The sequence below is a fragment of the Pantoea sp. X-Soil-ISGK-355 genome (assembly GCF_059730805.1).
Map to the genome: position 1 here is coordinate 3,310,365 of NZ_AP035971.1, position 24,408 is coordinate 3,334,772.

A 24,408-nucleotide genomic window follows, 5' to 3' on the forward strand; every position below is an offset into this window, starting at 1 on the left:
TTTTATCCTTTATGCCCGCGAATCAGGCTCGCGGATGGTGTTGTTGATGTAACTGACGCAGGCGCTCAGTGGCGACGTGCGTATAAATCTGGGTGGTGGAGAGATCGCTATGTCCCAGCAGCATCTGTACGACACGCAGATCCGCGCCGTGGTTCAGCAGATGGGTCGCAAAGGCGTGACGCATCACATGCGGCGATAACTTTTCGCTATCAATGCCCGCCAGCGTGGCGTAGTGCTTGATGCGATGCCAGAAGGTCTGGCGCGTCATCTGCTGTGCCCGGTTACTGGGAAACATCACGTCCAGCGTCTGCCCGTTGAGCAGCCATGGGCGACCATGTTCCATATATTGCTCCAGCCAGTAAACCGCTTCTTCACCTAACGGCACCAGCCGCTCTTTATCCCCTTTACCGATAACCCGCACAACGCCCTGTCGCAGGCTGATGTCGCTGAGCGTCAGTCCAGTCAGTTCAGAGACGCGCAGGCCGGTGGCATAGAGCACCTCCAGCATCGCCTTGTCGCGCAGCTCCAGCGGGATGTTGGTATCCGGTGCCTGCAACAGCCGCTCAACCTGGGCTTCACTGAGATCTTTCGGCAGACGCTGCGGCAGTTTTGGCGCGGACAGCAGCGCGCTGGGATCGTCCGGGCGCAGCTTTTCGCGATAAAGATACTGGAACAGACGACGCATCGCGCTGAGCAGCCGCGCTGAACTGGTCGCCTTGTAGCCGCCCTCCAGCCGTTCAGCAAGAAACTGCTGCAGATCCAGCGGCGTCACGCTGAGCAGCGTCAGCTGGCGATGCGCCAGCCAGCCGGTCAGCGTCTGAAGATCCTGACGATAAGAGGAGAGAGTATTCTGCGCCAGATTGCGTTCAATCCAGAGCGCATCAAGAAACTGTTCTGTCAGATCGCTGTCCTGCACGTTATCTCCGCCGTCTGGTGTAAAATCATGCTCATTATGCCTGATTCAGCAGCGCTTCTGGTACAATTGCGCCAAAGTCAGTATTTACAGAGTGTTATCTGCATGAAAATCGGTCTTTTTTACGGTTCCAGTACCTGTTACACCGAAATCGTAGCGGAGAAAATTCGCGATTTTATTGGCGAAGAGTTAGTGACGCTTCATAACGTCAAAGATGACGACCCGCGCCTGATGGAGCAGTACGATTTGCTGATCATGGGCATCCCGACCTGGGATTTCGGTGAGTTGCAGGAGGACTGGGAGGCGATCTGGCCGCAGTTGCCCGCACTGAATCTGCAAAACAAGATTGTCGCGCTATATGGCATGGGCGATCAGATTGGCTATGGCGAGTGGTTTTTAGATGCGCTCGGCATGCTGCACGATTTGCTGCAGCCAATGGGCGTGCATTTTGTCGGGTACTGGCCGCTTGAGGGCTATGAGTTCACCAGCCCGAAACCGCTGAGTGCCGATGGCGCGCAGTTTGTAGGTCTGGCGCTGGATGATGTGAATCAGTTTGAGGTCACCGATGAGCGTGTTGAGCAGTGGTGTGAACAGGTGTTAACCGAAACCGCCGCACTGCTCTGACTGGCCAGGCGCGCTGGTTTGCTGTTGTCGAACCCAGGCGCCAGCAGACGATGATTGCCAGCCCTGTTGCCGTTAATGCCGCGCCTTACTAAAGCAGCTGGCGCGTAACGCCCGCCATTCGTCCGGCTGCATATTGTCCTGCATCAGCCACCAGCGCAGCATAGCCCCCTGTTCGCTCTTCGCTACCAGCAGTACGCCAATCGGTAACCACCGCAGCGGCTGGGTGGGCCGCCAGCGTTTTCCCTGCCAGATCCAGCAATGAACGCTTTCCCGCTGTAACGTACCGTGCCGCTGAATTAATCGCCGAACGCTGCGCCAGCCCTCAGCCAGCATCAGCAGAATAACCGGCGTTTTAATCAGCCAGCCGCTCACAGGCAGCGTCATCAGCATTACACCAGGAACGGCAGCCACCAGCCAGGCGCACAGACATCCGCACGCCAGGCGAGAGGGTCGCAGCTTACATTGCCACCGGGCCGCGATCATGGTTACGCTGCTGGATCAGTTTTACCATCCGCTTAAGCTCCGGATCGGCTGGCTCACCGTGGTTCATCAGCCAGTTAAACAGATCGGGATCGTCACTCTTCAACAGGGCAACAAAGACCTGCTTATCGGTGTCGTTCAGCGTGTCATACTCAAATTTGAAGAACGGCATAATCGCCACATCCAGCTCCAGCATGCCGCGACGGCAGGCCCACTGAATACGTGATTTATCATTAATATCCATGCATCAATTTCCACAATTCTCAACGTGGCCGCTAGTGTAACCTGGTTTACTGCGGCTCGCAGGCACAGCGTCGCAGGCTGTGCAACCTGCCACATTTCAGGCTGGATTTTTTCAGGGTTATCACGCCTTTTGTGCGCCGTTTTCCGTAAACAGGTTGCATTGCCAGTCGGCTCTTTTAACATTGAAGATATTATTCCGGATGAACCTTCTTATACAGGATATCTCCATGCCCACATTTACTTTACCGCCGCGCCAGCCTGCCGCGTCGTCTCGTCTGCCGTTAACCCTGATGTCACTGGATAGCTGGGCGCTGGTCTCCGTTACCGGGGCCGACAGCACCGCTTACCTGCAGGGTCAGTTAACGCTGGATGTCGCGGCGCTGGATGCCGACCATCATTCGCCCGCCGCACACTGCGATGCCAAAGGCAAAATGTGGAGCAATATGCGCCTGTTCCATCGCGGCGAAGGCTATGCCTATTTGATCCGCCGTGAACTGCGCGACACCCAGTTGACCGAGTTAAAGAAATACGCCGTGTTTTCGAAAGTGACGATGGCGGCTGATGATGAGTCAGTATTGCTGGGCGTTGCCGGTTTTCAGGCGCGCGCCGCGCTGACCAATCTGTTTGATAGCCTGCCCGACAGCGAGAAACCGGTGGTACAGCAGGGCGAAACGACGCTGCTATGGTTTGCCCATCCGGCCGAGCGTTTTCTGATTGTCACTTCGCTGTCTCAGGCAGAAGCGCTGAAGCAGAAGCTCAACGAGGATGCACAGTTCAATGACAGTCAGCAGTGGCTGGCGCTGGATATTGAAGCGGGCATTCCGGTGATCGATCCGGCCACCAGCGTGCAGTTTATTCCCCAGGCCACCAACCTGCAGGCGCTGGATGCCATCAGCTTTAAAAAGGGCTGCTATGCCGGTCAGGAGATGGTCGCCAGGGCGAAATATCGCGGTGCCAATAAACGCGCGCTTTACTGGCTGGCGGGTCAGGCAAGTCATCTGCCCGAAGCGAATGCCCCGCTGGAGTTGCAGATGGGTGAACGCTGGCGTCGTACCGGCAGCGTGCTGGCTGCAGTGCAGTTAGATGATGGCATCAGATGGATTCAGGTGGTGCTGAATAACGATCTGGAGCCGGACAGCGTGCTGCGGGTGGAAGGTGACGAAGGCGGCCATCTGACCATTCAGCCGCTGCCCTACTCGCTGGCTGAAGAGTGATGTAATGGCATGGCCCTCTCATTAACGAAAGGGCCATGTCGCAGTCTACTCAGCGCACATAAAAGTAGATAGCGCAGAAGTGGCAGAGACTGCCGCCCAGCACGAACAAATGCCAGATGGCATGGTTATAGGGAATGCGGCGCGCCACGTAGAAGATCACGCCCAGCGAATAGATAATTCCGCCTGCGGCCAGCAACCAGATGCAGCCCGCAGGCAGGATCATCGCCAGCTGATAAACCACAATCAGCGACAACCACCCCATACAAAGATAGGTCACCAGCGACAGCGCTTTGAAGCGATGCGCAATCGTGAGCTTGAACAGAATACCCGTCAGTGCCAGCCCCCAGATGACCGCCATTAATCCATACGCCAGCGGCGTTCTCAGCCCGACCAGCAGAAACGGCGTATAGGTGCCGGCAATCAGCAGATAAATGGCGCAGTGATCCAGCTTTTTCAGCCAGGGCCTGGCCGGGCCAGCCGGAATAGCGTGATAAAGCGTCGAGGCCAGAAACAGCAGGATCATGCTGCCACCATAGAGGCTATAACTGATAAAAGTGACGGTGTCAGCCTGCCTCTCCGTTGCCTGATTGAGCATCAGCACCAGTCCGACGATGCCGAAGAGACAGCCCAGACCATGACTGATACTGTTGGCAATTTCTTCGCCGAACCACTCGTCCGCCGCGTGTCGTTGTTTGTGAGAAAGTGTGGGGGTCATAAGTGTGTCCTGAACAGCGTAATTGCAGTGATAATATTCTCCAGACGGGATGATAGCGATTTCAGTGTACACCTGTACGCTAAAATTATCTGATGAATTTCGCTATCCGTTAAACCGGATGCTGAATCTGGTAAACTGACCGCCGGTCAACTGTACTATGAGTCATTCATGTTTTCGCATCGCGATCTCGCTCGTCTTAACGATCTGGAAATGCAGGTCTATCAGTTCATCATTAAGCACTGCGAAGGCGTCAGCTACATGACGATCCGCGAGCTGGCTGCGCAGGCTGGTGTCTCTACTACTACCGTGCTACGTTTCTGCCGCAAGATGGATTGCGAAGGCTGGTCGGAATTCCGCATCCGCCTGCGCTTAAGCGAACAACAGAGCGCGCCGCTGCTGAACACGGCCGGCGTCAGCGAAATGCTGAGCTTTTTTAAGAGTATAAATAACCCGGAGTTTGAACAGCTTATTGCCCAGGCCGCGCAGAAGATTAATCAGGCGGAGCGAATTTTCTTTATTGGCGTCGGCACCTCCGGCAGCCTGGCAAAATATGGCGCGCGTTTTTTCTCAAACCTCGGTAAATTCAGTCATGCGATTGACGATCCCTATTATCCTGTCGCACCCGATCTCTATGAAAATGCTATTGCCATTATTTTATCGGTCTCAGGCGAAACCGAAGAGATCCTGCGCATTGCCAGCCAGTTTAGTATTAATAAGTGCAAAATCATTGCGATAACCAACACGGAAAGCTGCTCACTGGCGAAGATTGGTGACTTCAACCTCTGCTATCACGTGCCGATTATCCGCATGGCCGACAACACCGATATTACGACTCAGGTGCCAGTGACCTATATTATTGAAGCTATAGGCCGTCAGCTGGGGAAATAAAACAGCCTGTTTTTCAGATGTAACAAACGCCATTTTCTGCGCGCTGTTATATCGTGACTTTCATTATTTCCTTGCTACACTCAGCGCAATTTCAATATTCGCAATAGGGTGAAGCATGAGTGCAGAATTGCAGTTACCAAAAGGCTTTCTTTGGGGCGGCGCAGTGGCAGCGCATCAGGTTGAAGGCGGCTGGGATCAGGGCGGCAAAGGCGTCAGCATTGCTGACGTGCTGACCGGCGGTTCGCATGGCGTTGACCGGGTGATCACCGACGGCGTGCAGCCTGGCCATTTCTATCCGAACCACAAAGGCGTGGAGTTTTACTCCCACTACAAACAGGATGTCGCGCTGTTTGCCGAGATGGGCTTCAAATGCTTCCGCACCTCCATTGCCTGGACCCGCATCTTCCCCAACGGGGATGAGCAGCAGCCCAACGAAGCGGGCCTGCAATTCTATGACGATCTGTTTGATGAACTGCTGAAGTATGGCATTGAACCGGTCATCACCCTTTCGCACTTCGAAATGCCTTATCACCTGGTCAAAGAGTATGGCGGCTGGCATAACCGTAAAGTGGTCGACTTCTTTGTGCGCTTCAGCGAAGTGGTGATGAATCGCTATAAGAACAAAGTGAAATACTGGATGACCTTTAACGAGATCAACAACCAGCGTAACTGGCAGTATCCGCTGTTTGGTTACTGCTGTTCAGGCGTGATCTTCACCGAACACGAGAAGCCTGAGCAGGCGATGTATCAGGTGATGCATCACCAGTTTGTTGCCAGCGCCAGAGTGGTCAAACTCGGCCACGATATCAATCCAGACTTTCAGATTGGCTGCATGATTGCCATGGTCCCGGTTTATCCGTTCTCCTGCCACCCGGACGATGTCGTGCTGGCGCAGGAGTCGATGCATCAGCGCTATGTGTTCAGTGACGTGCAAATGCGCGGCTACTACCCGGCCTACACCCTGAAAGAGTGGGCGCGCAAAGGGTATGACATCCAGATGGAAGCGGACGATGCCGAGACACTGCGTCAGGGCTGCGCCGACTATGTCGGTTTCAGCTACTACATGAGCAACGCCGTGAAGACCGATGCCAGCGGTGTTGACGACCCGATTACCGGCTTTGAAGGTGTGGTGAAAAACCCGCATGTGAAAGCGTCAGACTGGGGCTGGCAGATCGATCCGGTTGGCCTGCGCTATGCCATGAACGAGATGTACGAGCGTTACCAGAAGCCGCTGTTCATTGTAGAGAACGGCTTTGGTGCTATCGATAAGCCCAATGCCGACGGGCTGATTGAAGATGATTACCGTATCGACTATCTGCGTGCGCACATCGAAGAGATGAAGAAAGCGGTGGCATATGATGGTGTGGATTTAATGGGCTATACGCCGTGGGGCTGCCTGGATTGCGTTTCGTTCACTACCGGTCAGTACGACAAGCGTTACGGCTTTATTCATGTGAATAAAAATGATGATGGCAGCGGTGATTTTTCTCGTGCGAAGAAGAAGAGCTTTGACTGGTATCAGCAGGTTATCGCCAGCAACGGCGAAAACCTCTGATTCATTACTTCGCTCAGACGAAACCCGTTAACGCCCACCGGCAGCGTCAATGATGCTGCCGGTGACGTAAGAGGCCGCGTCGCTGGCCAGCCAGACGATCGCTTGCGCCACCTCTTCTGCCTCACCGCCACGTCCCATCGGGATCACGCTGGCAAGCCTGTCTACCCTGCCCGGCTCGCCGCCATCGGCATGCATCTCTGTATAGATAAATCCCGGACGTACGCCATTAACCCGAATCCCCTGTTGCGCCACTTCCAGCGACAAACCTTTCGTCAGCGTATCCATCGCCCCTTTTGAGGCGGCGTAATCAACATATTCGCCGGGCGCACCAGTACGGGATGCGGCCGATGAGACATTGACAATCGCACCGCCCTGACCGCCATGATGGGTGCCCATCCGCTTAACCGCCTCACGACAGCAGAGAAAGGTCCCGATAACATTGGTGGCAAAGACTTTATGCAGTCGCGCTGCATCCAGTTGCTCGGTGCGGCACTGCTGAAAAAGAATCCCGGCGTTGTTCACCAGCAACGCCAGCGACACAGACTGCTGGTCGAGTTGCGCAAACATCGCCATCACCTGGGCTTCATCACTGATATCTGCCTGAACAGCAAAGGCTTCACCGCCCTGCTGCTGGATCTGCGCCACCAGCTGTTGCGCTTCGGCCTCACGCTGACGATAGTTCACCGCAACACGATAACCCTGCGCTGCCAGTAACAGCGACGTGGCCCGTCCGATACCGCGGCTGCCACCCGTAACCAGTGCCAGTTTCATACTGATTCTCCAGTAAAAAGGGCCGAAAAATCGGCCCCTGATAGTTAATACTTACCTGCGGTGAGCTTACTGATAGTCGCTCATCGGCACGCAGGAGCAGAACAGATTGCGGTCGCCAAACACATCATCCAGACGTTTTACCGTCGGCCAGTATTTGTTGTGGCTGCCCGCCGGGAAGACCGCCAGTTCACGGCTGTAAGGATGTGACCACTCACTGACGATTTCCAGCTGGGTATGCGGCGCATTGACCAGAGGGTTGTCGTCGAGCGGCCACTCACCTGCCGTGATACGGTCAATCTCCATGCGGATCGACAGCATCGCGTCGATAAAGCGATCCAGTTCGATTTTGCTCTCGGACTCGGTTGGTTCCACCATCAGCGTACCCGCTACCGGGAAGGACATGGTCGGCGCGTGGAAGCCATAATCAATCAGGCGCTTAGCGATATCCAGCTCACTGATACCGGTCTGCTCTTTCAGCGGACGGATGTCGAGAATACATTCGTGCGCCACGCGGCCGTCACGGCCCGTGTAGAGCACCGGATAGGCGGACTGCAGGCGGCTGGCGATATAGTTGGCATTCAGAATCGCGACCGAGCTGGCCTGTTTCAGCCCTTCGGCGCCCATCATACGAATGTACATCCAGCTGATCGGCAAAATAGAGGCGCTGCCAAACGGCGCTGCGGAGACCGCACCCTGCTGCGTCAGCACACCGTCGATCTGTACCACGCTGTGTCCCGGCACAAACGGGGCCAGGTGCGCTTTGACGCCAATCGGTCCCATACCCGGGCCGCCACCGCCGTGCGGTATGCAGAAGGTTTTGTGCAGGTTGAGGTGCGAAACATCCGCGCCAATATAGCCCGGCGTGGTGATGCCGACCTGCGCATTCATGTTCGCGCCATCCAGATAAACCTGGCCGCCATACTGATGCACAATCTGGCACACTTCACGGATGGTCTCTTCATAGACGCCGTGGGTGGAGGGATAAGTCACCATGATGCAGGAGAGCTTGTCGCCCGCCTGCGCCGCTTTTTCCCGCAGGTCGCCAAGGTCGATGTTGCCCTGTTTATCGCAGGCCACGACCACCACGTCCATGCCCGCCATCTGGGCGGAAGCCGGGTTAGTCCCGTGCGCTGAACTCGGGATCAGGCAGAGATGACGATCGCCCTCGCCACGGCTTTCGTGATAGCGGCGGATCGCCAGCAGCCCGGCATATTCACCCTGCGCGCCGGAGTTCGGCTGCATACAAAGTGCGTCATAGCCAGTGAGCTGCACCAGCCACTGCGACAGCTGGCCGATCATCTGCAGATAGCCGGTCGCCTGTTCCGCCGGGCAGAACGGATGCAGCTCCGCAAATTCCGGCCAGGTGATCGGGATCATTTCGGCAGCAGCGTTGAGTTTCATGGTGCAGGAGCCCAGCGGGATCATCGCCTGATTCAGCGCGAGATCCTTTTTCTCCAGGCTGTGCATGTAACGCATCATCTCGGTTTCGCTGTGATGACGGTTGAACACCGGATGGGTCAGGATTTCGCTGTGGCGTTGCAGGCCAGCCGGAATCGCGCGGCTTTCGCCGGCGACTTCGCTGTCGAGCTTTTCCAGATCCTGGCCGTGCTCATCACCCAGCAGAATAGCGAACAGCGCCAGAATATCGTCGCGGCAGGTGGTTTCATCCAGCGTGATGCCGACGGCGTTATGGATGTCGCTGCGCAGGTTAACGCCAAAGCTCAGGGCGCGATTCAGCACGGCGGCTTTATCCGCCACTTCCACCGTCAGCGTATCGAACCAGTGGTGATGGCGCAGCTTCAGGCCACCCTGCTGCAGTCCGGCTGCCAGAATAGTCGTGAAGCGGTGAATGCGTGAGGCAATACGTTTCAGACCGGCCGGGCCGTGGAACACCGCATAGAGACCGGCGATGTTAGCCAGCAGCACCTGCGACGTACAGATGTTGGAGTTGGCCTTTTCACGGCGGATATGTTGTTCACGGGTCTGCATCGCCATACGCAGCGCCGTGTTGCCCGCCGCATCACGTGACACACCGATGATGCGGCCTGGCATAGAGCGTTTATGCTCGTCGCGGCTGGCGAAGAAGGCCGCGTGAGGGCCGCCATAACCCATAGGCACGCCGAAACGCTGAGCGGAACCAAACACAATGTCTGCACCCTGCTTGCCTGGCGCTTCCAGTAATACCAGCGACATGAAGTCTGCCGCCATGCTGACCACCACTTTACGAGCTTTCAGCCCGGCAATCAGCGCGCTGTAATCGTGCGCGTCGCCGGTCGTGCCCACCTGTTGCAGCAGCACACCAAACAGGTCGTCGTGATCGGGCGCTTTGTCGGCGCTGTCGATAATCAGTTCGAAGCCAAATGTCTCTGCACGGGTGCGGACCACATCCAGCGTCTGCGGATGAATATCGTTGGCAATAAAGAATTTATTGGCGTTTTTGAGCTTACTGACGCGCTTTGCCATCGCCATCGCTTCGGCAGCAGCAGTGGCTTCATCCAGCAGTGACGCGGAGGCAATATCCATGCCGGTGAGGTCCAGCGTCAGCTGCTGGAAGTTCAGCAGCGCTTCCAGACGGCCCTGTGAGACCTCGGGCTGATACGGGGTATAGGCGGTGTACCAGCCCGGATTCTCCAGCATATTACGCAGGATGACCGGCGGGGTGATCACCGCGCTGTATCCCATACCGATCCAGGATTTGTAACGCAGATTCTGGCTGGCAATCGCTTTCAGTTCGGCCAGCGCCTGCTGTTCCGTAGCGGCTTCGCCAACCGCTGGCGGGCCTGGCAGCTGAATGTCTGCCGGCACAATCGTGCTGATTAACGCGTCCAGCGAACGGGCACCAATCGCGTCAAGCATCTGCGCCTGCTGCTCAGGTGAAGGACCGATATGGCGCTCAATGAATGCACCGTTGTGTTCAAGCTGGCTGAGAGTCTGAGTCATTAGCAGTAAATCCTGAATCGGGCTGGGGGAACCGGAGAGCAAACATAAATCTGCGGCCTCTGTGTGAGGCCGCCTGACGACTACTCGTCGATGGAGGCTTTGTAAGCATCCGCATCCAGCAGCGTGTCGATTTCAGACGCGTCGCTGGCTTTGATTTTGAATAACCAGCCGCCTTCATAAGGCTCGCTGTTGACCTGCTCCGGTGAGTCAGTCAGTGCTTCGTTGACCGCCACAATCTCACCGCTGATCGGCGCATAGATATCTGAAGCCGCTTTAACGGATTCTGCGACCGCGCACTCTTCACCAGCGGCAAACGTCGCGCCCACTTCCGGCAGATCGACAAACACCATGTCGCCCAGTAACTCCTGCGCATGTTCCGTAATTCCCACGGTGTAACTGCCATCGGCTTCTTTGCGCACCCATTCGTGGCTGTCGCGGTACTTCAACGTATTCGGCACATTGCTCATTGGCCATTTCTCCTGAATAAAATTTACTGGGCGACCGGCTTACCGGCGCGGACAAAAACGGGACGGGTAACCTGAACCGGCATCTGACGGTTACGGATCTCAACGATGGCAGTGCTGCCGATAGAGGCCGGAACACGCGCAAGGGCGATGCTGCAACCCAGCGTTGGTGAGAAAGAACCACTGGTAATGATCCCTTCCTGCAACTGCCCCTGGTCATCGGTGAAACGCACCGGCAGGCCGTTACGCAGCACCCCTTTTTCTGTGAGGATCAGTCCCACCAGCTTTTCGGTGCCGCGTTCACGCTGCAGTTCCAGCGCTTCCCGGCCGATAAAATCGCGGTCAGCGGGTTCCCAGCAGATGGTCCATCCCATGTTGGCGGCCAGCGGTGAAACGCCTTCATCCATCTCCTGACCATAAAGATTCATACCCGCCTCCAGACGCAGCGTGTCGCGCGCGCCAAGGCCAGCAGGTTTTACGCCTGCGGCCAGCAGACGCTGCCAGAAACCGGCCGCCTCCTCTGCAGGCATAGCAATCTCATAGCCCGCTTCGCCGGTATAACCGGTCGTGGCGATAAACAGGTCACCTGACTGCACGCCGAAAAACGGCTTCATGCCAGCGACAGCCTGACGCTGTTCTTCGCTGAACAGCGTCTGAGCTTTCTGCTGCGCCTGCGGCCCCTGCACGGCAATCAGCGCCAGGTCATCACGTTCGGTAAGCGTAATGCCATAGCCCTCTGCGTGTTGGATGATCCAGGCGAGGTCCTTCTCACGGGTGGCAGAGTTCACCACCAGTCTGAAGAACGTTTCGCTCATAAAGTAAACAATCAAATCATCAATGACGCCACCCGATGCATTCAGCATGCCGGTGTAGAGCGCTTTACCCGGCTGCGTCAGTTTTGCCACATCATTTGCCAGCAGGTAGCGCAGGAATTCGCGGGTCCGCTGACCTGTCAGGTCAACAATGGTCATGTGAGAGACATCAAACATACCGGCATCGCTGCGCACCAGATGATGTTCATCCATCTGGGAGCCATAGTGCAGCGGCATCATCCAGCCATGAAAATCCACCATGCGGGCACCGCAGGCCTGATGCTGTTCAAACAGAGGTGTTTGCTGAGTCATAACCATCCTGTGCAGAAGCGGTTGAGTGCAAAAGTGCGCCGGAATTCAGTGCCGACGCAAACGTTCTCTTACGGCTGACGTTACCACCGAATCTGACGATTAACCATAAGCAAACCGGGGTCGAAAGCAGATGCACAGCCTAACCAGAAACGACCACAAACAGGATAAAAAACTGCAATTTTGTGATTAATCGCGCAATAAATGCAGTGATTATAAATATAAGCAGCAAATTTATGCGAGATGGCATTCAGGATGTTAAAAAAATCCCGCAGCTCGCCAGGAGATGAATGAGAAAAAGTAATGCGAATTCAGCCGCAAAATTAGAATAAATCAAACGAAGATCCCTGATGGTGCAGCGTTGCCTTTTGGTGGTGCAGAGGGGTTCAGATATAAAAAAAGCCAGCAGATGCTGGCTTATCAGGAGGCGTGGATTTAGCGTAGCCAGGCGGGCAAATCAATCAGGCCCATCGCCTGCTTCAGCATCATCGGTTTTACCCCTGGCAGGCGATCCGCCAGCTTCAGACCCACGTCGCGCAGCAGTTTCTTCGCCGGATTATTACCAGCGAACATCTCACGGAAGCCCTGCATTCCTGCCAGCATCATGGCGGCACTGTGTTTACGGCTGCGCTCGTAGCGACGCAGATAGAGGTGCTGACCAATATCTTTGCCCTGCTGATGCAGACGCCGAATCTCACCAATCAATTCGGCGGCATCCATAAAGCCAAGGTTAACGCCCTGACCCGCCAGTGGATGAATGGTGTGGGCCGCATCGCCCACCAGTGCCAGACGGTGTGCCGCAAAGTTGCGGGCATAGCGTGCCACCAGCGGAAACGACTTACGCTCGCTCTCCAGCTGGCACAGGCCGAGGCGCATATCAAACGCCACCGAGAGCTGCTGATTGAATAGCGCTTCCGGCATAGTTTCCAGACGACTCGCTTCCTGCGGCGAGAGGGACCAGACGATAGAGCTCAGATGCGGATCCTGCATTGGCAGGAAAGCCAGAATGCCGTCGCCGTGGAACACCTGGCGCGCCACCATGTCATGCGGCTTCTCAGTGCGGACGTTAGCCACTAATGCATGGTGATCGTAATCCCAGAAGGTCAGCGGAATATCGGCTTTATTACGCAGCCAGGAATTGGCACCGTCGGCGGCAATCATTAATCGCGCGCTTAACATGCTGCCATCCTGCAGGGTAATAAAGGCTTCGTTGTCGCCAAATGCCACCTGCTGTAACTGCGAGGGTGCCATCAGCGTTACGTCACTGCAGGCACTGGCGCGTTGCCAGAGCGCGTTATGGATCACCGGGTTTTCGATGATATGGCCCAGATGCGACAGGCCCTGGTGCTGATCATCAAAGGCGATGGCACCGAAACTATCCTTATCCCACACTTCCATGCCGTGATAAGCGCTGGCACGCAGCGAGAGAATGGTCGACCAGACATCCAGCTTCTGCAACAGCCGTTCACTGGCGGCGTTGATCGCCGACACGCGAATGGACGGTGACGCACTCATCGCCAGCGGTGGCTCCGGTGATTTTTCCAGGACGGCGATGCGCAGTCCGCTGCCCTGCAAGCCGCAGGCCACCGCCAGTCCCACCATACCGCCACCGGCAATCACCACATCAAAAGTTTGCATCTGAGCCTCTTTATTAACGCTTAACCCAGCCAAGCGTACGCTCAGCCAGTTGATTTCGTAGCCACGGCAGATGATCCATCGCCAGCAGGCCCAGGTTGCGACCGGCTACCATCGGGCCATAGCGATTCGCAAAGACGCGAACCAGCCCGTCGGTAATACCGATAGTCGCGGCGCGATCGAGCTGACGACGCTGCTGGTAATGGTTAAGCACTGCATAACTGCCGGGGTCCTGCTGCTGGCGATGGGCGGCGGCCAGGGTTTCAGCCAGCGACATCACATCACGCAGGCCAAGATTGAAGCCCTGACCAGCAATCGGATGCAACGTCTGCGCCGCATTGCCCACCACCGCCACGCGATGCGTCACGGGCGACATCGCCCGGTGCAGCGCCAGCGGGTAATATTCACGCTGACCGGTGTGGGTGAATTTGCCCAAGCGCCAGCCAAAGGCACGCTGCAACTGGCTGAGAAATTCAGCCTCGCTCCACGCCTCAATCTGTTCACGCTGCGACAGCGGATGACACCAGACCAGCGACAGACGGTTGCCGGACATCGGCAGCAGCGCCAGCGGGCCATGTTGGGTGAAACGCTCGAATGCCCGGCCCTGATGAGGCAGCGCAGTGGTGACATTGGCAATCACGGCGAGTTGTTGATAGTCGTCCCGTTGCCACTGGATACCGCACGAGGCGGCCAGCGCAGAGCGCGTGCCATCCGCCGCCACCAGCAGTTTGCCGCTGAGTTGCTCCCCACTGTCCAGCGTCACCTCCACCTGCTGCTCGCTGCGTTGGGCATGCGTAACGCGCGCCGGACAGCACAGCGTCACACCTGGCGCTTTTTTCAGTTCCGCAAACAGCCGCTGACCGACGTCAAACAGTTCAACCACCTGTCCCAGTGCCGGAATAGCGTAATCCGCCGCTGCCAGCGACACAAAGCCAGCGTGCCCGCGGTCGGAGACATGGATGTCGGTAATCGGGGTGGCACAGCTGGCGATGCGCTGCCACAGATTGATGTCCGCCAGCTGCTGGCAGGTGCCGGCAGAGAGCGCAATCGCGCGGCCATCGAAACCGGGATGCGCCCGACTGCCCGGCTCACTGCTTTCAATCAGCGTCACCGGCAGGGTACCCTGAGTGAGATGGGAGAGCGCCAGCGCCAGCGTCGCCCCGGTCATGCCGCCGCCGGCAATCAGAATCGTCATGCCTGTTTTGCCGCCGCCATCAGTGCTTCAATCTCATCGGCCTCTTTCACGACGCTGTCGGTAAGATTTTCAATACCATCTTCAGTGATCACAATGTCATCTTCGATTCGGATACCGATGCCGCGATACTGTGCGGGCACATCCGCATCCGGGGCGATATAAAGGCCCGGCTCAATGGTTAACACCATGCCCGGCTCCAATACGCGGTCGCGGCTCGGGGTACCATAGTGACCGACATCATGAACATCCAGCCCCAGCCAGTGCCCCAGGCCATGCATGTAAAACTGGCGATGTGCTTCTTCAGCGATCAGGGTATCAACGTCGCCTTCAAGGATGCCCAGATCAACCAGGCCCGTCACCATAATGCGCACCACTTCATCATTCACTTCACGAATGCTGATGCCGGGCCGGAACAGCTCAAGCGATCGGTTCAGCGAAGCCAGTACGATGTCATAAATCGCGCGCTGCGCCGGGCTGAATTTGCCATTAACCGGGAAGGTGCGGGTGATATCGCCAGCGTAGCCGTAGAATTCACAGCCTGCATCGATCAGCACCAGATCGCCGTCGCGCATTTCACTTTCATTTTCGGTGTAGTGCAGAATGCAGCCGTTCTCACCAGCACCCACAATGGTGTTATAGGAGGGAAAACGCGCACCGTGACGGGTAAACTCGTGAAGAATTTCCCCTTCCAGCTGATATTCGAACATGCCTGGCTGGCAGGTTTGCATGGCACGGGTATGCGCCAGTGCGCTGATTATCCCGGCGCGACGTAACAACTCAATTTCATCCGCATCTTTAAACAGACGCATCTCATGCACCCACGGACGCCAGTCAGTGACGGTGGCAGGCGCGCTGAGATTCTGGCGGAAACCGCGACGCAGCTTGTCCAGCGCGCTGAACACCAGCGTATCCGCATGGGCATATTCGCCCTGCGCATGATAAATGACGTCAAGGCCATTCAGCAGCAGGTGCAGCTGTTCGTTGATATCGCTCCAGGGGAGGGCACGATCGACGCCCAGTTTTTCGGGGGCCGCCTCCTGGCCCAGCCGACGGCCAGACCAGACTTCCGCTGCCGGGTCGCGAACGCGGTTAAACAGCACGCTGTGGTTGTGATTTTCATCGCTTTTGATCAGTACCAGCAGTGCCTGCGGCTCGTTAAAGCCGGTGAAATAGCTGAAGTCGCTGCTCTGACGAAACGGATATTCCGTGTCATTACTGCGCGTCACTTCGGGCGCAGCAAAAATCAGCGCTGCGCTGCCAGGCGCCATCTTTGCCAGCAGCGCCTGACGACGCTGCAGGTATCGTTCCAGTGAAATCATCTCTGCACTCCCTGTAAACTGACCGGTTAAACGCGTTGACCTGAAATTAGTGTAGCGTCGGTTTTTGCACTTCTGGCGCAGTAGGCTGTGGACGGGTAAACGTATCGTGGCACAGCAGTGCGGCGACACGTACATACTCAATCACCTCTTCCAGCGACTGCTCCAGCTCCTCCTGGTCTTCATCTTCTTCGTAACCGAGCTGGGCGATAGTACGCAGATCGTCGATTGCTTCGCCGGTTTCGCCGGTGACCTTATCCAGTTTAGGCTGTGTTACGCCCAGGCCGAGCAGAAAATGGTTAACCCAGCCCGCCAGCGCGTCGGCACGGTCAAATACGGTGATGTCGTCGTCAGCAGGCAGCAGTAGCTGAAACAGGAAGCCTTCATCTTCCAGCGTAGTCGCCGTATGCTCGTGTAGCTCCGCCAGCGGCACGGCAAGAGTGTGTGAAAACGCCATGCCTTCGTTAGCCAGATCGTGTACCAGCGTCTTCCAGCTGGTGTCCTGGTTACCACCGCAGAGGATCCCGCTCAACAGGCCATGCATTTCCGCGGGCGTCATTCCAACACCCTGCTGTGAGAGCACCGCCGCGAGCGCGTTGTAATCGGGGGTTGCGTTCTGTAAGGACATAAGTTTTCATCGTCGTTGGCAGAATAAGTTCGTGTTATGCTACCACTAGCTGCCTCAAGGTTTCCAGAAAAGGGGTTGTATCTTATTTCGTGGGTCTATATAGTTGCCCGCCTCCCAAGCCATTGACTGCTAAGGGAGTTGCGAGCGAAGTAATCAGTCAGGAAGGTGGCATGTCTGCACAACCGGTAGATTTACAAATTTTTGGTCGTTCGTTGAGAGTAAATTGTCCGCCAGAGCAGCAAGATGCGCTCAATAGCGCGGCTGAAGATCTCAATCAACGGTTGCAAGATCTAAAAGTTCGCACTAGAGTCACCAATACAGAACAACTGGTGTTCATCGCCGCGTTAAACGTCTGCCACGAGCTGGCGCAAGAGAAAGTGAAAACGCGCGATTATGCTGCTAATATGGAACAACGTATCCGTATGTTGCAGCAGACGATTGAACAGGCATTAGTTGAGCAGGGTCGCATCTCTGAGCGTGAGGGTGCGAAATTCGAATAAAACTTCATGGTTGCTATACTTAAGTAACGGTGAGGTAAATCTTCTCTGAGATGTTTGCATGTGGGCCAGTCCCCTGAGCCGATATTTCGAAAAAACAGAATGTGACGCTCGTAACCTGTGTGCATGCTCGGTTCGTCCGAGAAGCCTGATGGTTATGACGGCATGTTCACCTTGAACCAAGGGTTCAAGGGTTACAGCCTACGGCGGCATCTCGGAGATCTCTCTTCCTGTAGTCCTGCTTTTTCCCCTGACTGACATGTTATAGTCGCTCAACAGCGACTTATCCGGCGGGAAAATCATGTCTGAACCTTCCATGTCTGAACCTTCAATGACCCAGCGTCAGGCGATTCGCCAGCATGTGCGACATCTGCGACGGGCACTCACCGATGAGCAGCAAACGCAGGCCGCTGAGCAGCTCGCTGAACATGCGCTCAACTACGCCCCGGTGACTGAAGCGCGCAATATCGCCCTTTTTCTGTCGGTGGATGGCGAACTAAATACCCGTCCGCTGATTGCCCGCCTCTGGCATCAGAAGAAAACGGTCTGTCTGCCGGTTTTACACCCCTTCTCCCCCGGTAATTTGTTGTTTCTGCGCTACTCGCCCGATACCCCATTGCTCAAAAATAAGCTGCGCATTCCTGAACCGCCGCTGGATATCCGGCAGTTGATCACCCTTGACCAACTGGATCTGATGATGGTGCCGCTGGTGGCATTTGATCAGCATGGACAGCGTCTGGGGATGGGCGGCGGCTTCTACGATCGTACCCTGCAGAACTGGCGGCAGCACGGTTTTTTGCCGGTGGGCCTGGCACACGATTGTCAGCAGGTCGATAGCCTGCCGGTGGCAGAATGGGATGTGCCTTTGCCGGCGGTAATGACGCCATCAAAACTCTGGCAGTGGGAGTAGAAGCGTCGCTTTTGCAGACAAGTGAAAACCCATACCTGGGCGCATCTGGCAGCAATGGAAAAGCTTAACGCGCAGGGAACATGGTCAGAAGAGGAAAGCGTCCCGCGCAAGGGACAAAAACGCCGGGAGCGTTTTTGAACAACGCAAAGCGTTGGCCCGTTTACGGGCGCACCTCAGGGATGAGGTGCCTAATCGCGCGGGCCGGGCATGCCAGGGATGGCGGATTTTGCGTCTTTCCGATCTGACCGTGTTCTCTTCGCAGTCTCGATCTTACAGTAAATCGCGACAGCCTGTATTACCTACCTGAAGAGACGCGACTAAGCGCCTGTTCAGGTTGGTAGCGCTTAGTAGAGCAGACGCGCGCGGATAGTACCCGGAATCGCCTTCATCAGCTGCAGCGCGTTCTCGGCCACTTCCGGCTCTGCATCAATGTCGATCACCACATAGCCCATGAACGGTGAAGTTTGCAGATACTGGGCGGCGATGTTGATACCCTGCTCGGCAAAAATCTGGTTGATGGCCGTCAGCACGCCAGGACGGTTCTCATGGATATGCAGCAGACGACTGGCGCTGATACCGTGAATCGGCAGTGATACTTCCGGGAAGTTGACCGCTGAGAGAGTCGAGCCGTTATCGGAATATTTTGCCAGCTTGCCCGCCACTTCAATCCCGATATTCTCCTGCGCTTCTTCTGTCGATCCGCCAATGTGCGGCGTCAGGATCACATTGTCGAACTCACTCAATGGAGAGATAAACGGCTCGCTGTTGGTGGCTGGCTCGGTCGGGAAGACGTCGATGGCTGCACCACCCACATGCTTGCTGGCCAGGGCATCACACAGCGCGGGAATATCCACGACTGTACCGCGTGAGGCGTTAATCAGCAGCGCACCGGGTTTCATCTGCGCCAGCTGCTCTGCACCGATCATATCCTGTGTAGAGGCCGTTTCCGGCACGTGCAGGCTGACAACGTCGCTCATGTTGAGCAGGTCTGCAAGATGGCGTACCTGCGTGGCATTACCCAGCGGCAGCTTGTTTTCAATGTCGTAGAAGAAAACATGCATGCCCAGACTTTCTGCCAGCACGCCCAGCTGCATACCGATATGACCGTAACCGATGATGCCCAGCTTTTTGCCACGCGCTTCAAATGAGCCTTTGGCAATCTTATTCCAGATGCCACGGTGTGCTTTCGCGTTTGCTTCCGGGATGCCACGCAGCATCAGCAGCATCTCACCAATGACCAGCTCCGCCACCGAGCGGGTATTCGAGAAAGGCGCATTGAACACCGGGATACCCCGGCGGGCAGCCGCCTGCAGATCAACCTGGTTGGTGCCGATACAGAAACAGCCCACGGCGACCAGCTTTTCAGCCGCCGCAAAAATCTCTTCAGTGAGCTGGGAGCGGGAACGGATACCAATGAAGTGCGCATCGCGGATCGATGCTTTTAACGCGTCGGAGTCCAGTGCGCCCTTGTGGAATTCGATGTTGGTATAGCCTGCAGCCCGCAGGTTTTCCAGCGCGCTCTGATGGACACCTTCCACCAACAGGAACTTAATCTTATCTTTTTCCAGTGATACCTTTGCCATTTCCCGATCCTATTCAGCATTCAATGAGGACTACCATAAGCCAGCCTTCTGTCAAAATATCAAAAAAATCGCGTCCGGCAATACAAACGATTGCCCGCCAGCCAGCATGGCAATGGCTGGCAGCAGCACATTGCCGGACAAAATCATGAGGTCAGCGATGAAGAGAGAACGAACCTACTGTCGATGACGGTTATGTGACATAAGTCACCAAATTTCACCGACGCGAGAAAAGATGATTTGCAGGCAGAAATAACCGGCGCCTTTACAGCGCCAGACAGATCATTTTTTGATGGTTTTCACGCCATCAGGACCGCCGATCAATGCGATATCGGCACCGCGCGCGGCAAAAAGGCCAACGGTCACGACGCCAGGCAAAGCATTGATGGTTTTTTCCAGCTCAATCGGATCGAGAATGCGGAGATTATGCACATCAAGAATAATGTTGCCGTTATCCGTGACCACGTTCTGACGATACTCAGGTAAGCCACCCATTTTCACCAGCTGACGCGCCACGTAACTGCGCGCCATCGGAATCACTTCGACCGGCAGAGGGAAACGCCCCAGCACATCGACCTCTTTTGAGGCGTCAGCGATGCAGATAAACGTCTCTGCCACTGCGGCCACGATCTTTTCGCGCGTCAGCGCTGCGCCACCGCCTTTGATCATCTGCATCTGTGGGTTGATCTCATCCGCGCCATCAACGTATACCGACAGCAGGTCAATCTCGTTCAGATCGAACACCTGAATACCCAGGCTCTTCAGCTTCTGGGTTGAGGCATCCGAGCTGGAGACAGCACCTTCAATCTGATGCCTGACTGTGGCCAGCGCATCAATAAAGTGGGCAGCGGTGGATCCGGTGCCTACGCCAACAACGGTGCCCGGCTGCACGTACTCAAGTGCAGCCCAGCCAACGGCTTTTTTCAGTTCATCCTGGGTCATGGTATGTTTAAAACCTGTGCGACAACGAAGTGCGCGTAGTATAAAACAAGGCTTGCTGAAAATGCTCGGCTGTCCGACGTGGATTTATCGCTTTGGAAGCCAGCCCACAAAAAATAAGAGAGCCATCACAGGTGACACTTTTGTGGCATAGTGACGTCCACCCTGAAGGAGAGAGAAGAAGAATGAAACGCCCGGATTATCGAACGCTTCAGGCGCTGGATTCAGTGATCCGCGAACGCGGCTTTGAGCGTGCCGCACAAAAGTTATGTATCACCCAGTCGGCGGTTTCACAGCGTATCAAGCAGCTGGAGAACCTGTTTGGTCAGCCGCTGCTGGTACGTACCGTGCCACCGCGTCCGACTGAACAGGGGCAAAAACTGCTGGCGTTGCTGCATCAGGTAGAATTGCTGGAAGAGGAGTGGCTGGGCGACGAGAACAGTGGCACCACGCCGCTGCTGCTGTCGCTGGCGGTCAATGCCGACAGTCTGGCGACCTGGCTGCTGCCCGCACTGAAAGATGTACTGGCGGATTCACCTGTGCGTCTGAATCTGCAGGTCGAAGATGAAACCCGCACTCAGGAGCGTCTGCGTCGGGGTGAAGTGGTGGGTGCGGTGAGTATTCAGCCGCAGCCGCTGCCAAGTTGCCTGGTGGATCAGCTCGGTGCGCTCGACTATCTGTTTGTGGCGTCACGCGACTTTGCCGATCGCTTCTTCCCAAACGGCGTCACCCGCTCTGCCCTGCTGAAAGCGCCTGCGGTAGCGTTTGACCATCTTGATGATATGCATCAGGCCTTCCTGCAGCAGAACTTTGATCTCTCACCGGGCAGCGTGCCCTGTCACATTGTGAACTCCTCTGAAGCTTTTGTGCAGATGGCGCGACAGGGTTCGACCTGCTGTATGATCCCACATCTTCAGATTGAGCGTGAGCTGGCAAGCGGTGAGTTAATCGATTTGACGCCGGGTCTGTGTCAGCGGCGGATGCTCTACTGGCATCGGTTTGCGCCGGAAAGCCGGTTAATGCGTCGGGTGACCGATGCGCTGATTGCGCATGGACATCGGGTGCTGCGGCAGGATGACGTGGCAGCCTGAAAACAAAAACGGGGCATCAGCCCCGTTTTGCATTATGGCGTGTTGGGCTTGAGCTCAAACACCACATCCACCTGATCGTCAAAGTTGATGCTCTGCTGATCATAGGTTTCCTGCGCCGACGTATCCGCCGCGGCAGCCGCTTTATACATGCGGTTCATTGGCATCGGCTGATAGTTGGCAACCTGATAACGAATGCTGTAGATGGATCCCAGCTTCGCGTTGAAGCCTTCAGCCAGCTGTGATGCCTGCTGAGTCGCGTTTTTAATCGCGGCTTTACGCGCCTGCTCTTTGTAACTTTCCGGGTTTGCCACGCCTAACTCGACGCTGCGTACCTCATTCAGACCGGACTTCAGCGCCCCGTCCAGCAGATCGTTCAGCTTATCCAGCTGACGCAGGGTGACCTGTACCTGACGCACCGCGCGGTAGCCTTTCAGTACCGATTTACCCTCTTTGGTGTAATCGTACTCAGGCTGTGTGCTCAGGTTAGCTGCATCGATATCTTTCTTCTCAATGCCGTTTTTCTGCAGAAAATCGAAATATTGCGCAACCCGGCTATCCGCCTGCTTTTTCGCATCTGCGGCATCTTTAGACGACACGTTCACCACGATAGAGAGCGTCGCAATATCGGGACGGGCATCGACCGTTGCCTTGCCTGAGGTCACCACGTGCGGTCCGTTCGGTAACTCATCAGCGTATACGCCAGGCAATGCCCCGGCGCTCATGATTGCGGCCAGAGCCAATGCTTTCAGTTTCATGAAAGTCCTCCTTGAAAAGGTACTATGACGGCTTCCAACCGGCGAAGCCCAACAGCGCATCGGTATGCGCCATGCTTTGAGTGGTCATTATGGCAAAAGTTCGGCCTCCGCGCGGCAATAACCGCACCGGATCGACGTTGGGATCAAAATCCGGCAATGCCCTGGCGCGCCAGTTGCAGGGCGATAAACCACATCACCGCGCCCACCAGCAGGTTAATGATGCGCTGGGCTTTGGCGGTGCGCAGGCGTGGTGACAGCCAGGCGGCCAGCAGCGCCAGACCAAAGAACCACAGGATCGACGCACTGATGGTGCCCAGCGCAAACCACTGACGCGCGGTGGTGGTCGGCAACTGACCGCCAAGACTGCCCAGCACCACAAAGGTATCGAGATAGACGTGCGGATTGAGCCAGGTCACTGCCAGCAGCGTCGCGATAATGCGTCCCCTGCTCTGCTTTAATGGCTCACCATCCGACAGATCGGCGTCGCCGCGAAAAGCGTTACGCAATGCGCCCCAGCCATACCACAACAGAAAGGCTACACCCGCCCAGGTGATCACCATCAGCAGCAGTGGAGACTGGCTCAGCAAGGCGCTGCCGCCAAAGATCCCACCGCAGATCAGCAGAATATCACTCAGCGAGCAGAGGGCTGCCGTCATCAGATGATACTGACGCTTTACCCCCTGATTCATCACAAAAGCGTTCTGCGGGCCCAGCGGCAGAATCAGCGCGGCGCCAAGGGCAAGCCCCTGAAAATAGAGAGATAACACAGGATTATTTCCTCACATCGTTAGAGGAGGAGAAGTATAAAGAGAGAGGATGATTAGCGGAAATTGAAAGAATTAATCTGCGATTAGCAAAATGAATGGGCGACAGAAGCCGCCCACTGAAAGATTACTGTGGCTGAGTCTCTGGCGTAGTTGCGTCTGACTGTCTGACACGGTGCAGATGCACATCCATCTGCGGATAAGGAATACCAATCCCTTTGCCATCCAGCGCACGCTTAAAGTTCTTCAGCAGGTCCCAGTAGACGTCCTGCAGATCGCCGCTGTTGCTCCAGCAGCGCACCACAAAGTTCATGGAGGAAGCGGCCAGCTCATTCAGACCAACCTGCACGCCTTTATCCTGCAATACACGACTGTCAGCGTCGACCACTTCACGCAACAGCGTCAGAACCTCATCAACATCAGCATCGTAAGAGACGCCAATGATAAATTCATTACGGCGAACCGGCTCACGCGAGAAGTTAACGATGTTTCCGGCAAGAATTTTACCGTTAGGCACCACCACTCGCTTGCCGTCGGCTGATTTGAGCGTGGTGGAGAAGATCTGCACGTTCATTACCGTACCCATGATCCCACCCAGATCAACGAACTCACCGGCACGGAAGTGACGGAAAATCACCAGCAGTACGCCCGCAGCAAGGTTTGACAGGGAGTCTTTTAATGCCAGACCGACAGCCAGACCGGCTGCACCAAGGATGGCGATGACCGAGGTTGTCTGGACACCAATGCGCCCAAGTGCCGCGATAAGCGTGAAGGCGATAATACCGTAGCGCACCAGCGCCGACAGAAAATCAGCAACAGTCGTATCAATATGACGCGCGCGCAGCAGACGATTAACGGTGTTAGAGATGATGCGTGCAATCATCATCCCCACAAAGATAATCGCAATAGCTGCGACAATGTTTACCGCATAGCTAATCAGCAGCTCCTGATTGCGTACTATCCAGTTACCCGCGTTATTGAGCTCATCAAACATACCCGTATCCTGCATGGAACCATCCTGTAATCAAATTTCCCGGGGAAATAACAACACATTGTCAGAACCGCTCTGACAATCCCTGACAAAAGGGTAAACAATAAATGGCGGTGTGCCAAACCTGCATGGCTTTTGACACAAACCTGACAAAAAAAGGTCAAAAAAAAGGCCCTTTC

The 24,408-nt window shown here is 55.8% G+C and carries 24 protein-coding genes and 1 other RNA gene; 8 read left to right on the forward strand and 17 right to left on the reverse strand.

Translation table 11 applies throughout. The features are described 5' to 3' along the window. Positions 1 to 22: 22 nt before the first annotated feature. Positions 23 to 916 (reverse strand): site-specific tyrosine recombinase XerD, encoded by an 894-nt coding sequence (gene xerD, locus AC6I8J_RS15150; RefSeq protein WP_161732586.1) that lies wholly within the window; start codon positions 914 to 916, stop codon positions 23 to 25. Between the two features lie 102 nt (positions 917 to 1,018). Here xerD and fldB point away from each other — a divergent pair, with 102 nt between their 5' ends. Then, entirely contained in the window at positions 1,019 to 1,537 is a 519-nt protein-coding gene (fldB, locus tag AC6I8J_RS15155; protein ID WP_497825530.1) for a flavodoxin FldB, read from the forward strand. 72 nt (positions 1,538 to 1,609) lie between these two features. Here the strand turns inward: fldB and AC6I8J_RS15160 are convergent, their stop codons facing one another. Continuing rightward, on the reverse strand, positions 1,610 to 2,020 hold the full coding sequence (locus AC6I8J_RS15160) for a protein YgfX (RefSeq protein WP_497825531.1): 411 nt from the start codon (positions 2,018 to 2,020) through the stop codon (positions 1,610 to 1,612). After that, positions 1,995 to 2,261 (reverse strand): FAD assembly factor SdhE, encoded by a 267-nt coding sequence (gene sdhE / locus AC6I8J_RS15165; protein ID WP_013358937.1) that lies wholly within the window; start codon positions 2,259 to 2,261, stop codon positions 1,995 to 1,997. The genes AC6I8J_RS15160 and sdhE overlap by 26 nt, the downstream gene beginning before the upstream one ends. Before the next feature lie 226 nt (positions 2,262 to 2,487). Between sdhE and ygfZ the strand changes: the two genes are divergently transcribed. Next, positions 2,488 to 3,474 (forward strand): tRNA-modifying protein YgfZ, encoded by a 987-nt coding sequence (gene ygfZ, locus AC6I8J_RS15170; RefSeq protein ID WP_497825532.1) that lies wholly within the window; start codon positions 2,488 to 2,490, stop codon positions 3,472 to 3,474. A gap of 49 nt (positions 3,475 to 3,523) precedes the next feature. Here ygfZ and trhA read toward each other — a convergent pair whose 3' ends face one another. After that, positions 3,524 to 4,189 (reverse strand): PAQR family membrane homeostasis protein TrhA, encoded by a 666-nt coding sequence (trhA, locus tag AC6I8J_RS15175; RefSeq protein ID WP_497825533.1) that lies wholly within the window; start codon positions 4,187 to 4,189, stop codon positions 3,524 to 3,526. A gap of 168 nt (positions 4,190 to 4,357) precedes the next feature. On the opposite strand from trhA, the gene AC6I8J_RS15180 reads away from it, so the two are divergent. Together AC6I8J_RS15180 and AC6I8J_RS15185 are read left to right on the forward strand one after the other, a co-directional pair. After that, positions 4,358 to 5,077 (forward strand): MurR/RpiR family transcriptional regulator, encoded by a 720-nt coding sequence (locus AC6I8J_RS15180; RefSeq protein WP_497825534.1) that lies wholly within the window; start codon positions 4,358 to 4,360, stop codon positions 5,075 to 5,077. Positions 5,078 to 5,192: 115 nt separating this feature from the next. Beyond that, positions 5,193 to 6,632 (forward strand): 6-phospho-beta-glucosidase, encoded by a 1,440-nt coding sequence (locus AC6I8J_RS15185; protein WP_161732598.1) that lies wholly within the window; start codon positions 5,193 to 5,195, stop codon positions 6,630 to 6,632. 27 nt (positions 6,633 to 6,659) lie between these two features. Here AC6I8J_RS15185 and AC6I8J_RS15190 read toward each other — a convergent pair whose 3' ends face one another. From AC6I8J_RS15190 to AC6I8J_RS15225, 8 genes are all read right to left on the reverse strand, one after another. Then, positions 6,660 to 7,403: an SDR family oxidoreductase gene (locus AC6I8J_RS15190; protein WP_497825535.1), complete on the reverse strand. Its 744-nt coding sequence runs from the start codon at positions 7,401 to 7,403 to the stop codon at positions 6,660 to 6,662. Positions 7,404 to 7,469: 66 nt separating this feature from the next. Beyond that, a complete protein-coding gene (gene gcvP, locus AC6I8J_RS15195) occupies positions 7,470 to 10,343 on the reverse strand; it encodes an aminomethyl-transferring glycine dehydrogenase (protein WP_497825536.1) in 2,874 nt (957 codons plus the stop codon). Positions 10,344 to 10,423: 80 nt separating this feature from the next. Beyond that, positions 10,424 to 10,810: a glycine cleavage system protein GcvH gene (gene gcvH, locus AC6I8J_RS15200; protein ID WP_161732604.1), complete on the reverse strand. Its 387-nt coding sequence runs from the start codon at positions 10,808 to 10,810 to the stop codon at positions 10,424 to 10,426. 23 nt (positions 10,811 to 10,833) lie between these two features. Next, entirely contained in the window at positions 10,834 to 11,931 is a 1,098-nt protein-coding gene (gene gcvT, locus AC6I8J_RS15205; protein WP_161732606.1) for a glycine cleavage system aminomethyltransferase GcvT, read from the reverse strand. 432 nt (positions 11,932 to 12,363) lie between these two features. Next, on the reverse strand, positions 12,364 to 13,566 hold the full coding sequence (ubiI, locus tag AC6I8J_RS15210) for an FAD-dependent 2-octaprenylphenol hydroxylase (RefSeq protein ID WP_497825537.1): 1,203 nt from the start codon (positions 13,564 to 13,566) through the stop codon (positions 12,364 to 12,366). A 13-nt stretch (positions 13,567 to 13,579) separates the two neighbouring features. Next, positions 13,580 to 14,758, reverse strand: a complete 1,179-nt coding sequence (gene ubiH, locus AC6I8J_RS15215) for a 2-octaprenyl-6-methoxyphenyl hydroxylase (protein WP_497825538.1) — start codon at positions 14,756 to 14,758, stop codon at positions 13,580 to 13,582. Next, positions 14,755 to 16,077, reverse strand: coding sequence for a Xaa-Pro aminopeptidase (gene pepP, locus AC6I8J_RS15220; RefSeq protein ID WP_260060051.1), 1,323 nt, complete (start codon positions 16,075 to 16,077; stop codon positions 14,755 to 14,757). The genes ubiH and pepP overlap by 4 nt, the downstream gene beginning before the upstream one ends. A gap of 46 nt (positions 16,078 to 16,123) precedes the next feature. Beyond that, positions 16,124 to 16,702 carry a YecA/YgfB family protein gene (locus tag AC6I8J_RS15225; RefSeq protein WP_022623836.1) on the reverse strand — a complete coding sequence of 193 codons (579 nt, stop codon included), beginning with the start codon at positions 16,700 to 16,702 and terminating at the stop codon, positions 16,124 to 16,126. A 170-nt stretch (positions 16,703 to 16,872) separates the two neighbouring features. On the opposite strand from AC6I8J_RS15225, the gene zapA reads away from it, so the two are divergent. The 3 genes from zapA (at position 16,873) to AC6I8J_RS15240 (ending at position 18,109) form a co-directional block, all read left to right on the forward strand. Beyond that, positions 16,873 to 17,202, forward strand: coding sequence for a cell division protein ZapA (gene zapA, locus AC6I8J_RS15230; protein ID WP_008925677.1), 330 nt, complete (start codon positions 16,873 to 16,875; stop codon positions 17,200 to 17,202). A 39-nt stretch (positions 17,203 to 17,241) separates the two neighbouring features. Then, a non-coding RNA gene (ssrS, locus tag AC6I8J_RS15235) (6S RNA) lies at positions 17,242 to 17,424 on the forward strand. Positions 17,425 to 17,515: 91 nt separating this feature from the next. Then, positions 17,516 to 18,109 (forward strand): 5-formyltetrahydrofolate cyclo-ligase, encoded by a 594-nt coding sequence (locus tag AC6I8J_RS15240; protein WP_497825648.1) that lies wholly within the window; start codon positions 17,516 to 17,518, stop codon positions 18,107 to 18,109. 344 nt (positions 18,110 to 18,453) lie between these two features. Here AC6I8J_RS15240 and serA read toward each other — a convergent pair whose 3' ends face one another. Beyond that, positions 18,454 to 19,692 carry a phosphoglycerate dehydrogenase gene (serA, locus tag AC6I8J_RS15245; RefSeq protein ID WP_161732614.1) on the reverse strand — a complete coding sequence of 413 codons (1,239 nt, stop codon included), beginning with the start codon at positions 19,690 to 19,692 and terminating at the stop codon, positions 18,454 to 18,456. A gap of 279 nt (positions 19,693 to 19,971) precedes the next feature. Next, entirely contained in the window at positions 19,972 to 20,631 is a 660-nt protein-coding gene (gene rpiA, locus AC6I8J_RS15250; RefSeq protein WP_010248819.1) for a ribose-5-phosphate isomerase RpiA, read from the reverse strand. A gap of 182 nt (positions 20,632 to 20,813) precedes the next feature. Here rpiA and AC6I8J_RS15255 point away from each other — a divergent pair, with 182 nt between their 5' ends. Then, positions 20,814 to 21,719, forward strand: a complete 906-nt coding sequence (locus AC6I8J_RS15255; RefSeq protein ID WP_010248822.1) for a LysR family transcriptional regulator ArgP — start codon at positions 20,814 to 20,816, stop codon at positions 21,717 to 21,719. Positions 21,720 to 21,751: 32 nt separating this feature from the next. Here the strand turns inward: AC6I8J_RS15255 and AC6I8J_RS15260 are convergent, their stop codons facing one another. The 3 genes from AC6I8J_RS15260 to mscS all read right to left on the reverse strand — a co-directional run bounded on the left by AC6I8J_RS15260 (position 21,752) and on the right by mscS (position 24,247). Further along, the gene (locus AC6I8J_RS15260) at positions 21,752 to 22,474 is read right to left on the reverse strand and encodes an oxidative stress defense protein (protein ID WP_150014177.1); all 723 of its coding nucleotides are present in this window, start codon (positions 22,472 to 22,474) and stop codon (positions 21,752 to 21,754) included. Between the two features lie 143 nt (positions 22,475 to 22,617). Beyond that, complete coding sequence (gene argO, locus AC6I8J_RS15265; protein ID WP_161732616.1) at positions 22,618 to 23,241, reverse strand: arginine exporter ArgO; 624 nt, start codon at positions 23,239 to 23,241, stop codon at positions 22,618 to 22,620. 124 nt (positions 23,242 to 23,365) lie between these two features. Beyond that, positions 23,366 to 24,247 (reverse strand): small-conductance mechanosensitive channel MscS, encoded by an 882-nt coding sequence (mscS, locus tag AC6I8J_RS15270; RefSeq protein WP_161732618.1) that lies wholly within the window; start codon positions 24,245 to 24,247, stop codon positions 23,366 to 23,368. Between the last annotated feature and the right edge of the window lie 161 nt (positions 24,248 to 24,408).

Bases quoted from the DNA above. Each gene is read 5' to 3' on its own strand.
- gcvP (WP_497825536.1), bottom strand. From the start codon at position 10,343: ATGACTCAGACTCTCAGCCAGCTTGAACACAACGGTGCATTCATTGAG.
- fldB (WP_497825530.1), top strand. From the start codon at position 1,019: ATGAAAATCGGTCTTTTTTACGGTTCCAGTACCTGTTACACCGAAATC.
- AC6I8J_RS15225 (WP_022623836.1), bottom strand. From the start codon at position 16,702: ATGTCCTTACAGAACGCAACCCCCGATTACAACGCGCTCGCGGCGGTG.
- sdhE (WP_013358937.1), bottom strand. From the start codon at position 2,261: ATGGATATTAATGATAAATCACGTATTCAGTGGGCCTGCCGTCGCGGC.
- ubiH (WP_497825538.1), bottom strand. From the start codon at position 14,758: ATGACGATTCTGATTGCCGGCGGCGGCATGACCGGGGCGACGCTGGCG.
- AC6I8J_RS15180 (WP_497825534.1), top strand. From the start codon at position 4,358: ATGTTTTCGCATCGCGATCTCGCTCGTCTTAACGATCTGGAAATGCAG.
- rpiA (WP_010248819.1), bottom strand. From the start codon at position 20,631: ATGACCCAGGATGAACTGAAAAAAGCCGTTGGCTGGGCTGCACTTGAG.
- ygfZ (WP_497825532.1), top strand. From the start codon at position 2,488: ATGCCCACATTTACTTTACCGCCGCGCCAGCCTGCCGCGTCGTCTCGT.
- pepP (WP_260060051.1), bottom strand. From the start codon at position 16,077: ATGATTTCACTGGAACGATACCTGCAGCGTCGTCAGGCGCTGCTGGCA.
- gcvH (WP_161732604.1), bottom strand. From the start codon at position 10,810: ATGAGCAATGTGCCGAATACGTTGAAGTACCGCGACAGCCACGAATGG.
- trhA (WP_497825533.1), bottom strand. From the start codon at position 4,189: ATGACCCCCACACTTTCTCACAAACAACGACACGCGGCGGACGAGTGG.
- ubiI (WP_497825537.1), bottom strand. From the start codon at position 13,566: ATGCAAACTTTTGATGTGGTGATTGCCGGTGGCGGTATGGTGGGACTG.
- AC6I8J_RS15160 (WP_497825531.1), bottom strand. From the start codon at position 2,020: ATGATCGCGGCCCGGTGGCAATGTAAGCTGCGACCCTCTCGCCTGGCG.
- serA (WP_161732614.1), bottom strand. From the start codon at position 19,692: ATGGCAAAGGTATCACTGGAAAAAGATAAGATTAAGTTCCTGTTGGTG.
- AC6I8J_RS15185 (WP_161732598.1), top strand. From the start codon at position 5,193: ATGAGTGCAGAATTGCAGTTACCAAAAGGCTTTCTTTGGGGCGGCGCA.
- gcvT (WP_161732606.1), bottom strand. From the start codon at position 11,931: ATGACTCAGCAAACACCTCTGTTTGAACAGCATCAGGCCTGCGGTGCC.
- zapA (WP_008925677.1), top strand. From the start codon at position 16,873: ATGTCTGCACAACCGGTAGATTTACAAATTTTTGGTCGTTCGTTGAGA.
- AC6I8J_RS15260 (WP_150014177.1), bottom strand. From the start codon at position 22,474: ATGAAACTGAAAGCATTGGCTCTGGCCGCAATCATGAGCGCCGGGGCA.
- mscS (WP_161732618.1), bottom strand. From the start codon at position 24,247: ATGCAGGATACGGGTATGTTTGATGAGCTCAATAACGCGGGTAACTGG.
- AC6I8J_RS15190 (WP_497825535.1), bottom strand. From the start codon at position 7,403: ATGAAACTGGCACTGGTTACGGGTGGCAGCCGCGGTATCGGACGGGCC.
- AC6I8J_RS15255 (WP_010248822.1), top strand. From the start codon at position 20,814: ATGAAACGCCCGGATTATCGAACGCTTCAGGCGCTGGATTCAGTGATC.
- AC6I8J_RS15240 (WP_497825648.1), top strand. From the start codon at position 17,516: ATGTCTGAACCTTCAATGACCCAGCGTCAGGCGATTCGCCAGCATGTG.